Source organism: Burkholderia sp. LMG 13014 (genome assembly GCF_905232215.1).
GTDB lineage: Bacteria > Pseudomonadota > Gammaproteobacteria > Burkholderiales > Burkholderiaceae > Burkholderia.
In genome coordinates, this window is the sequence record NZ_CAJNKE010000179.1 from 1 (window position 1) to 10,642 (window position 10,642).

The following is a 10,642-nucleotide window of genomic DNA, read 5'->3' on the forward strand; positions in this document are numbered from 1 at the left end:
AAAGCGATTGCATGCGGGAATCCTCAGGCCGCGGCGGCGGCGGTGTGACCGGTGAAGCGGCGCGCGAGCGCGAGCACGGCCCAGGTGACGATGCCGAGCACGATCGACAGGCCGGCCGCCGTCGCGATGTTCGCGTTCAGCGTGAACTCGGTATAGATCGTCATCGGCAGTACGTTCAGGTCGGTGGCGAGCGTGAACGCGGTGCCGAACGCGCCCATCGCGGTCGCGAAGCAGATCGCGCCGGCCGCGATCAGGCCCGGCGCGAGCGCGGGCAGCACGATGTCGACGAAGATGCGCCACGGCGATGCGCCGAGCGAGCGTGCGGCTTCCTCGAGCGACGCGTCGAGCTTCGACGCGGCCGCGATCACGGTGACGATCACGCGCGGAATCGAGAAGTACAGGTAGCCGATGAACAGCCCGGCCACCGAGTAGGCGAAGACCCACTTGTCGCCCGTGAGCTTCGCGGACAGCATGCCGATCAGCCCCTGCCGGCCGGCGAGCATGATCACCATGAAGCCGACGACGACACCCGGGAACGCAAGCGGAAACGTCAGCAGCGCGAGCAGCACGCGCTTGCCCGCGAATTCACGGCGCGCGAGCAGGAGGCCCGAGATCGTCGACAGCACGAGCGTCGCGAGCGTGACGCCCGCGGACAGCGCGACGGTCTCGCCGAGGCTCTTCATGTAGCGCGCATTGCCGAGCAGCGCCGCGTAGTGCGAGAAGAATGCGCCGTCGGCGGACACCTGCACGAGTGCCGCCATCGGCAGCAGCCAGAACGCGGCGAACACCGCGAGCGCCGGCGCGACGAGCGCGACGCGCCAGCGCAGCGGGAAAGTCAGGTCGAGCATCGGTTGCGTCCTGCGGCTTACTGCATCACCTGCAGGTACTGCTGGCCGAATGCCTGCTGGCCGGCCGCCATCTTGCCGAAGTCGACCGATTTCGCGCGCGCATATTCGCTCGCCGGCAGGAACTTCGATGCGATGTCCGCGCCGAGCGTCTGTGCGCGCACCGGACGCAGGTAGGCGTTGGCCCACAGCTTCTGGCCTTCGTCGGACAGCACGAAGTCGAGCACCTTCTTGCCGTTCGCGTCGTGCGGCGCACCCTTCACGAGACTCATCACGTACGGCACCGCGATCGTGCCTTCCTTCGGAATCACGAACTCGACGTTTGCGTTGTCCTTGTACTTCGCGCGATACGCATCGAAGTCGTAGTCGAGCAGGATCGGAATCTCACCCGACAGCACGCGCGCATACGCGGTCTGCTTCGGCACGATCGGCGCGTTCGCCTTCAGCTTCCTGAACCAGTCGAGCGCCGGCTTGAAGTTGTCGAGGCTGCCGCCGAGTGCCTGGTTCACGGCGACCGCGCCCGCATAGCCGACGAACGCGCTCGACGGATCGAGATAGCCGACCATGCCCTTGTATTCCGGCTTCAGCAGATCGGCCCACGATCGCGGCACCGGCTTGCCGTCGAGCGCGTCCTTGTTCACGAAGAAGCCCAGCGTGCCCGAGTGGATCGCGAACCAGTAGCCTTGCGGGTCCTTCAGGTTCGCGGGAATGTCGTTCCAGTGCGCGGGCTTGTACGGCGCGATCACGCCCTTGTCCTTCGCCTGGAACGCCGACGACACGCCGAGATAGACGACGTCGGCGACCGGGCTCTTCTGCTCGGCGATCAGCTGCGCGATCGACTGGCCCGAGTTCTTGTTGTCGAACGGCACGCGGATGCCGGTCTTCTGCTTGATCGCCGCGATCTGCGCGGCCCAGTCGGCCCATTCGGGCGGGCAGTTGTAGCAGATCGCGGTTTCGTCGGCGTGAGCGGCGGGCGCGCCGGCGATGAGCGCGGCGCAGGCGAGCGGTGCGGCAAGCGCACGCAGCAGCGAGGTCAGGCGAAAGGACACGGCAGGTCTCCGGGCGAGGGTGAGGCGCTGGGGTGGTGGTGTTGTGTACGGGGTGGTGCGGCGCGCTCGTTCAGGCCTGGCGCAATTGCAGGTCGGTGGCCGGCGGGGCGACCGTCGCGCCGTCGCGCACCTCGTGAGGCAGGATCAGCGACGTGCGTTCGATCGCTGCGCCGCCGATGCATTCGACGAGACGCTGCCACGCGTGGCGGCCGATGTCGCGGTTCGGCGTCGCGACGCTCGCGAGCGGCGGCGCGAGCAGTTCGCCGATCGCGATGCCGTCGAAGCCGAGCACCGACAGGTCGTCCGGGATCGAGAAGCCCGCACGGCGCAGGCCGCGCATCACGACCATCGCGAGCAGGTCGTTGCTGCAGAAGAGAGCGGTCGGACGCGTCGCATGTGCGGTGAGATGCGCAAGCACCGCGTCGGGCAACTCGGGCGCGTTGAAGTCGACTTCGACCGGCGGCAGCGTGGCGACGCCGCTTTCCTCGAGTGCCTGTGCGTAACCGAGATGACGCTGGCGCGCCCGATCCGATGCGGCGAGCGAGCCGGCCAGCATCAGCACGCGGCGGTGACCGCGCGCGGTCAGCAGCCGTACGCCGTCGTAGGCGGCGCTGCGGTTGTCGACCGATACCGACGGGCGGCGCTGCGTGTCGTTGTGCATCAGCACGTAGTGCGGGCCGTCGCGGTCGAGCATGTCGAGGAGCGGGTGCGTGTCCGCGTCGGCGACCGTGAGGATCAGCCCTTCGACGCGCTGCTCGCGCAGCGTCTCGATCGCATGACGCTCGCGCGCCGCATCGTATTCGGTCGTCATCAGGATCAACTTGAAGCCGGCCGCGGTCGCGAGCTCGTCGATGCCTTGCAGGCAGTCGGCGAACACGGGGTTCGACAACGTCGGCACGACGACGCCGACGAGCCGCGTGCGCTCGCCGCGCAGTTGCCGGCCGAGCGGGCTCGGGCGGAACTGCAGCGTGTCGATCGCGGTGCGGATCGTTTGCAGCGTGGCGGGACTGACGGTATGCGGCGCGTTGATCGCGCGTGAGACGGTGGCGATCGAGAAGCCCGCGAGGGCAGCGACGTCCTTGATGGTCGAGGTCATGTGGTAGCGCGATGTAAACGTTTTCGGCCGGAAAATTATCGAAAACGTTTGTGACTTGCCGATGACGCGTGAAGGGGGCACATCGGACAGCGCGCACGGGCTCGTATGACGAAAGCGCTCGCGAAACCACGCGTGGATTGTAGCGGCGGAACGGAGCGGCGTGTGGGCGCGCGCGAGGTGGTTGGTGATGACGGATCGTTTCAGGTGCGTCCGCCGGCACGGTAGCGGGGTGGGCGCGCGCGAGGAACGGCGCCCCCCGAGGCGCGTGGCCCGCGTACCGTCGGTCGCCCCGGGCGGCGGACGGTACGCAAGCGCCGACGGACGTTACAGCGCGACGAACAGCATGCCGTGCGGGTCCTGAAGCGCCGACGCGTTGCCGACGCTCGTTGCGATCGGCGTCAGGTGGCCGGTCTTCGGATCGAGCTTCATCACCTGGCCCTGGCCGGCGCTGTATGCGTCGCCCTGGCTGAATGCGGCATCGACGCGGTACGTCGTGTTGTTTGCGTCGGTGAACAGCATGAAGGTCTTGTTTTGCGGCCCGGGCGCCGGCACCCAGCGGGTATCGTCGACCGGATACACGGGGCCGTCCTTGTCGTTGAAGAGCGTGAGCGTCAGCACGCTGACACTCTGGCTTGCGCCTGGATTGTGGATGAACACCAGCTTGCCGTCGGCCTGGCTGTCGAGGACGAGGTCGCCGGCCGTATCGATCGCTTCGGAATCCGGGTCCGTCAGGGCCAGCGTGACCGGCTGGTTGTAGGTCGGATTCGGTGAACCGCCGACCGACGGCGTCAGGTCGGTCGCCTGTGCATTGCCGGCCAGTACGGGGGCGACGTCGAACGTCGTGCCGTTGGCGTTCAGCGTGAGCTGGACGACCGTCGGCGCGGTGCCCGGCGTCGCCGGGTTGGATGCGCTCACGTAGACGTTCCCGTTGAGCAGTTGCATGTCGTCGAAGCCGCCGCCGTGCGCGGTCGGATTGACGGTCGGCGCGTAGGTCTTCTGCGTGCCGGCCTTGAGATCGATGATCGTCAGCTCGGGATTGCCGTCTTCGTTGGCCATCGCCCAGAGCGTGTTGGTGTCGGCGCGCGCCATCAGGCCGTCGACGTGCCCCGGCACCGAGTAAGTCTTGAGGGCGTTGCCGCCCAGGTCGTACTGCACGACATCGTTGGTCAGCCCCGGGACCGAGCCGTCCTTGACGTCACCCGCCTTCTGGTAGCCGATGAAGACGGTGTCGTTGAACTGGACGATCGAGTCGGGTTTGTCGGTGGAGACCGGCGCTTTCGCGAACACGGACAGCGCGTAGCCGGACGCGGTGGCCGTGTTCGGCACGGCCGCCGTATTGGTCGGTGCGATACCGGGGGTCGAAGTCGCATCGTCTCCACCGCATGCCGCAAGAAAGACCGATGCTGACATCACAATGAACAGAGGCTTTCTAAACATTTCGTTTTCCTGAATAGATGATTCGCGCCAACCGAATCGGGTTGATCTATTACCGCTGGTTACATGGGCGCGGGTCAGGCTAAGGCGCGCATATTTCGTTTCGGTGAAAAAATCGCGAACGTGCGGCGTGCCGTTCGCAACGCCGGGATCGGCTATCACGGCGTTGCTTAAGGCGGGCTTAACGAAAGGTGGCGAATCGCCCGTGTATCGAAATTCGGTTGGAAATCGGGGCATCGGCCGCGTCGGTCGAGCATGCGGATGTCAGGCGAAATCGAAGCCTTTCATTTTCCGGATGTAAGGCGCATGTGATCGAACGCGCGGCCGATCGTGCCGGCAAGCGTCGGTGCGGTTGCAAGGGACGTTGTTTCAACGGACCGGATCGGTCTCGGGGCATTACCGCGACAGCGCGTCGCCGGTAGGGCAAGCTGCGACGGAACAAATGAGGAAGGGGGGCGCGAGCAATGGTAGAATCGCGTCCGCCCTCTTGCCGGGGTGATGAAATTGGTAAACATAGCGGACTTAAAAGATTGAGTGCCCGGCCGGAAACGGTCGGTGCAGAACCCTTCAAATTCGGTGAAACCCCTGATGCGCGCATCGAGGCAACGCCGAGCCAAGCCTCGCGGTATCCGCGAGGAAGGTGTAGAGACTAGACGGGGGGCGCCTAAGGCGCACGGGTAGCAGGCACGCCCGCGCGCGACGGTGAAGGCATAGTCCAGCGCACGAACGGCATCGCGCACGCGACGCCGGCTTTGAAAGAAGCAGTGTGACGAAAATCCGCCGCCTTAACTGGCTTGCCGGTTCGAGTCCGGTCCCCGGCACCACGATCGCTTTCAGTGCGATTCGACGAAGGGTCGAAAGCCCGCGAGAAGCCTAGCGCTCGCGGGTTTTTTGTTTTTGTGGCGTGGTATCGATTGCGATTGCCTTCGACCGAACGACGAAGCCACCGTCATCAGCGACTCGTCGAATGGACCGGCAGGGCGATCTCCGGCGGCGTCACGGCGAGTCATCACAGGCGCGTGGCGGAACTCGCACCTCCTGACGAAGCTGCAAGCCCCACCACGCAAACGTCACATCATGAAGTGACGCGATATCTACGAATCACACCGCTCTCGCATGAAGGTCAAGTTGCGCGTGCGCGACGTATCGATGCGAAAGCGCGTCACCTCGTGACCCGAGCGTTCCACCGTCAGGACGCCGTGGATGACGGCAAACTGACCGGCGGGGTCGAACGTGAAAATATCGTCGGCCACCGGCTCCAGCCGGTAGTCGGCACTGCCTGCGACGCCGTGCATGGTCAACATGAGTTCACCGTTCGTCACTGCGATCGTCGCACGTGCCGCGGCATCGTGACCGTGATACGTGCCCGTCAGACCGGCCGACGCATCGGAGAGCGACGGTGCGTGATCGGGCAAGCGCTCGAGCGTCTCCGCGTGCCCGCAGTCCACCAGCTCGATAGCCGTCACACGTGCCGCTGCCGCCGGCGCTCGAGGTTTGATCAGCAGCGTTCCGCCGGCCCCTTCGTCGACCCGCAATCCGGCTTCCGTCTCGATGAGCGCCTGAGGCATCTGTCTGGCGTTATGCAAGGTCGCATTGACTTGCCCGTCGTGATCGTCGATCACGCAATACGTCCCGGATACACGCGAGTGGTACTTGCCGAGCAAGGCTTCGTGCCCGGCAGTTTGCAGGGGCGCGGCAGGTTTCGCGCCAAGGATGGCATCGCCCAGAACGATATCGACTATCTGCGTAGCCAGTTCAATCACATTGACTGCCGCGCCGTTCGTGAGAATGATGACATCCAGCGCCTGCCTGGCCACGGTCAACATCTGACATGAGCCACCGAACACACCGCCGGCATGATGCAGCACCTCCACGTCGCGATGGGGTGTGAGCATCAGCCCGAGGGCGTAGACGCCTTCCGCGCCGCTCGAATAGTGCGGTTTGGTCAGCATCTGGCGCCAGCTTGCTTCGCTGCCGACCCGCTTGGGGCCGCGCAGGTGCGCGAGCCAGCGCAGCATGTCGTCGACTGTCGACACGATCCCACCTTCACCGAGCACTTCCCACGACGGAAAGAGGCCGCGCATGAATCCGCCTTTTCCGTCCGGCACGTGCTGGGTCGCCATGCGCGGGCGGATGCGCATGTCGTCGGCGACCGACTCCGTGTCGACCATGCCCATCACGTCGAAGATGCGTTCCTTCAGAAAGGTCTCGAAGGGGAGGCCGCTGACCCGCTCGATCGCGAGCGACAGCAGGTGATATCCGCCGTTGCAATAGATCATCCGCTCGCCCGGCGGGAAATTGACGTCGCGTTGCCGGACTTCTGCCGCCAGCACGCCGCCACGCGGCAGCGTCGCCACGCCTTGCGCGAGCAGCGTGAGGTCGAGATAGCAGCGGTAGCCGCTCGTATGCGTCATCAGCTGGCGCAAGCTGGGATCGCCTGCCAGCAGCGGCAGTTCAGGCAGGTACGTGCGAATCCCGGCGTCGATGTCGAGCTTGCCGTCCTCGGCGAGCAGGAGCGCGGCGAGACAGGTGAAGTGCTTGCTCGTCGAGCCGATGCGCAAGCGTGTGGCCGGCGTATTGGCTACGCCGTGTTCCAGGCTTGCCATGCCGAAGCCTCGTCGGTAGAGGACTTCGCCTCGGTGCGCCACGGCCACGACGAGGCCGGGTTCATCGGATTTGTTGAAGCGTTCGAACAGGGTATCCAGTTGCTTGACGATATCGTGCGATTCTTGCGTCATTTTAAGTTATCCCTATGATTTAGAACGGAACGGTAAGTGCCGCGCCGATCGTGCGAGGCTGAATCACGCTGACGAGCGCCGGGCCGCCCAGCGGTATCAGCGAAGTACCGGCCGCGATCAACGCGCGCCGGTCGAACAGGTTGCGAACATAGAACGCCAGGCTGAACTTCCTGAAGTCCACGCCCGCCTGGAGATCCGTGATCGCGTAGCCTGGCAACGGGTAATCCGGCCGGCCCGAGCTGGCGTCGAACCCGCTATGACGCCGGCCGACGAATCGCTGCGTAATACCCGCATACGACGGATACCCGTGTGCGCTGAACAGATAGGTGCCCGAGAGCGTCGCGGCGACCTTGGCCGAGTTCGGCAATGGCTGGCCCGCTGTCGTACCCGCGCTCGCGTTGCCGGTCGTCAGGCTGGCGTCGATGAGCGACAGGTTCGCACTGAAGTTCCAGTGCGGGTTGGGGCGGAACGTACCGGAGAACTCCAGGCCCTTGATGCGCGCGTTGCCGGCGTTGATGACCTGGTTGACGCCATCGACCGTGCCGAGCTGCTGGATGTTCTTCCACTCGATGTCGTAGACCGACGTCTCCAGCGATAGCCGCTTGTCCAGCAGGTCGGCCTTGTAGCCTGCCTCGTAGCTCCACAGCGTGTCGGGCGCGAAGGTCGGGCTGCCCGCCGCACGCATGCCGGTGAGGGGATCGATCAGCAGGGCATTCGGGCCACCGGGCCGGTATCCGCTGGCGATGCGGACGTACGCATTGCTGTTGGCGGTCAGCGCATAGCGCGCGGTGAACATGTAGGTTTTGCTGGTGTCCGACGACGGTGCCGAGATGGTCTGGGTCGGACCGGCGAGCGTACCGGAGGTCGTCTGTTCATAGGTCTGGGTGTTGTGGGCGATCCGGACGCCGCCCGTCAGCGAAAGGCGCGGCGTGAGGTGATAAGTCAGGTCGCCGTAGGCCGCGTACTCGTTGTACGTACTGGGCGCCTGGAGCTCCGACAGGTTCGGGCCGGGCGTGCCGTCGGGCAACGTCGTCAGGAAGCCTTCGCTCGAGTTGCTGCGCTCGTGCGTATAGAAGAGGCCGGCCAGCCACTCGAGGCGCTGGTTGCCCGGCGAGGTCAGGCGAAACTCCTGGGTCACCTTGTTCGTGGTGGCCACATCCTTGGCGACTACCGAACCGAGATCCAGCCCCTGTGCTGCAAATAGCGGCCCATAGACACCGGTCAGGTCTTGCGGCGCGCTCGTGTTGATGCGTTGATACGACGTGATCGAGTTCAGGCGCGCCCAGCCGAGTTCGTATTCGATCCCGGCCGAATACAGCTGGATGTTTTGATGAAAGGGCTGCTGGGCAAACTGTCGCGTTGTCAGGTCGCCCCAGACCGGCTGCCCGTTGGCGCCGTATTCGACGTAGTTCGGATCGTTGCGATTGATGTTTTGCGAGACCGCGGACAACCGGACCGTCAAATCGCGGGTCGGCGTCAGCAGCAACGACGCGCGGGCGCCGTAGGTGTCGCCGCGATCGATGTGGGTGTCCGCCTTGGGGCCCACGGCGTCGACATAACCGCCATCGTGCTGCCCGAACACGGAGACGCGCAGCGCGGCAACGTCGGTCTTCAGCGGGATGTTCAACGCGGCGTTGGCCGAACCGCTCACACCGCCATGCGCCGTTCCCGACACGCCGGTGCCGACCTGCCCGGAAAACTGACTCGGGTCCGGTTCGTTGGTCACGTATTTCAGCAAGCCGCCCATCGCCCCCGCGCCATACAACGTGCCCTGCGGACCGCGCAGGATCTCGACGTGGTTGAGGTCGAGCAGGCTCATGTCGAGCGCGAACGTTGCACTTTGGGAGAACAGGGTGCTGCCGCCGAACGCGACGTCGTCGATATACATGCCGACCGTCGGCCCTGTCTGAACACCCGTCGTCACGCCGCGGATACTGACCTGGCCCGACCCGCTGCCGCCACTGGCGTTCAAGTCGACACCCGGCTCCGCAGAGAGATAATCGGACATCGTTTTCGCGCCGCTCTTCTGCAGTTCGTCGGCCGACAGGACATTGACCTGCATGGGGACTTCGCGAGCCGGTTCGCGTCGGCGTGTCGCGGTCACCACCACGGTATTGAGCGTCGCGCCATCCTTGCCTTGCGCTTTCGACGTCTCCGCTGCAGGGGCATTCGGTACCGCGGTGCCGGGCACCGCGGCAGGCGTCGCAGCGGACGCCGCATCAGGCGCGGCGATCTGCTGAGTCGGCACGGGCGTTTGCGCCTGTTCCTGCGCGTGCACGCCCAACGATGCCAACCCGAATACCGGTCCGACGAAGAGGGGGGCGTAACGCCCGCCGTGCCGCAGCGGTAGCGTTGCCGAAACCGCCGGGTGCTTCGTCCGGTTCTTCACCTTCATCATTGTCTCCTCCTGATTTTGCGATCGACTGAACGCGATGCCGTGTAGCGCAACTCAGGGGGAACGGTAAGTGCCGGTTATTTCTGGTTCATGTGGCGTTTGTATCGTCGGTGATACAAACGATCGGTGAGCGTGATGGCGGGCCAGGCGGGCAGACGAGGTGGACGCGGGACGAAGACATGTTTCGGGTTTGCAATAAACGGCACACATGGCCCCTACATTCACGGGCGATAATCGAAGCCATTGCTCGCTGTCGGCCATGACCATGCACAGACCCCGCTTCGATTCGGCTTTCTATCGCCTGTTCTTCGTGATGATCTCGATCATCCTCGTGATGCAGATCAGTGCCGGCCTGCTGCTCTTCAAGCTCTACAGCACCGCTCCCTTCAAGCCGCCTCCGGGGATGAGCGCATCGTTGCAGTGGGGCGCCGCGGTGATGATCCAGGTGATGCCGGCGCTGATTTCATCCTGGATCGGCGCGCGCATGCTGGCCGCCCCGTTCCGCACGCTGACCGTAGGGGCCGCTGAACTGTCGAGGAATATCGATGCGCCGCCCATCAAGGAAATCGGCCCGGTCGAGGCGCGTCAGGCCGCCAGCGTGTTCAACACGATGCAGGCGTCGCTGCGGCGGCAAATGAGCGAGCGCAACCGCTTTCTTGCCGCCGTATCGCACGATCTGCGTACCCCGCTGACGCGCATGACGCTTCGCCTTCGATCTGCTCAGGATGTCGAATTGAGTGACCGGCTCAGAGACGACATCGACGAGATGACGCAGCTTCTGGAGGCCACGCTGTCGTTTCTGCGCAATGAAGAAGTGGTCGAGGCGTTCAGTCCGGTCGATATCAATGCACTGGTGGATGCCATCGCGGAAGATGCGGCCGAACTCGGTCAGAAGGTGACGATCAGCGGTGAGGTGCCGCCGATATCGGCCCAGCCGCTGGGCCTCAAACGCTGCCTGACGAACCTGGTTGCCAACGCGATTCGATACGGTGAAGACGCGCACATCCGCCTGATCGACACGCCGTCGTGCGTGCGTATCCAGGTTGTCGATCACGGCCCGGGCATACCGGAGTTGCAGCTGGAGC

The 10,642-nt window shown here is 64.9% G+C and carries 7 protein-coding genes; 1 reads left to right on the forward strand and 6 read right to left on the reverse strand.

The genetic code is table 11. The annotated features are described in order from the left end of the window. Nucleotides 1–23 precede the first annotated feature (23 nt). The 6 genes from JYJ84_RS18520 to JYJ84_RS18545 all read right to left on the reverse strand — a co-directional run bounded on the left by JYJ84_RS18520 (nt 24) and on the right by JYJ84_RS18545 (nt 9,560). Nucleotides 24–848 (reverse strand): ABC transporter permease, encoded by an 825-nt coding sequence (locus JYJ84_RS18520; RefSeq protein ID WP_089445290.1) that lies wholly within the window; start codon nt 846–848, stop codon nt 24–26. 17 nt (nt 849–865) lie between these two features. Continuing rightward, entirely contained in the window at nt 866–1,894 is a 1,029-nt protein-coding gene (locus JYJ84_RS18525; RefSeq protein ID WP_043182161.1) for an ABC transporter substrate-binding protein, read from the reverse strand. Between the two features lie 70 nt (nt 1,895–1,964). Further along, a complete protein-coding gene (locus JYJ84_RS18530; protein WP_122944922.1) occupies nt 1,965–2,990 on the reverse strand; it encodes a substrate-binding domain-containing protein in 1,026 nt (341 codons plus the stop codon). A gap of 324 nt (nt 2,991–3,314) precedes the next feature. Further along, nucleotides 3,315–4,427, reverse strand: a complete 1,113-nt coding sequence (locus tag JYJ84_RS18535) for a hypothetical protein (protein WP_122944923.1) — start codon at nt 4,425–4,427, stop codon at nt 3,315–3,317. A 1,091-nt stretch (nt 4,428–5,518) separates the two neighbouring features. After that, on the reverse strand, nt 5,519–7,162 hold the full coding sequence (locus JYJ84_RS18540; protein ID WP_175221302.1) for a serine hydrolase: 1,644 nt from the start codon (nt 7,160–7,162) through the stop codon (nt 5,519–5,521). 19 nt (nt 7,163–7,181) lie between these two features. Further along, a complete protein-coding gene (locus JYJ84_RS18545; protein WP_175221303.1) occupies nt 7,182–9,560 on the reverse strand; it encodes a TonB-dependent receptor in 2,379 nt (792 codons plus the stop codon). 205 nt (nt 9,561–9,765) lie between these two features. On the opposite strand from JYJ84_RS18545, the gene JYJ84_RS18550 reads away from it, so the two are divergent. Then, the coding region (locus JYJ84_RS18550) for a histidine kinase dimerization/phospho-acceptor domain-containing protein (RefSeq protein WP_240201875.1) at nt 9,766–10,642 on the forward strand (877 nt) is incomplete at its 3' end.

What these genes read in the sequence shown, in the direction of transcription:
- JYJ84_RS18545 (WP_175221303.1), bottom strand. Translation starts at nt 9,560, where the DNA reads ATGATGAAGGTGAAGAACCGGACGAAGCACCCGGCGGTTTCGGCAACG.
- JYJ84_RS18520 (WP_089445290.1), bottom strand. Translation starts at nt 848, where the DNA reads ATGCTCGACCTGACTTTCCCGCTGCGCTGGCGCGTCGCGCTCGTCGCG.
- JYJ84_RS18540 (WP_175221302.1), bottom strand. Translation starts at nt 7,162, where the DNA reads ATGACGCAAGAATCGCACGATATCGTCAAGCAACTGGATACCCTGTTC.
- JYJ84_RS18530 (WP_122944922.1), bottom strand. Translation starts at nt 2,990, where the DNA reads ATGACCTCGACCATCAAGGACGTCGCTGCCCTCGCGGGCTTCTCGATC.
- JYJ84_RS18535 (WP_122944923.1), bottom strand. Translation starts at nt 4,427, where the DNA reads ATGTTTAGAAAGCCTCTGTTCATTGTGATGTCAGCATCGGTCTTTCTT.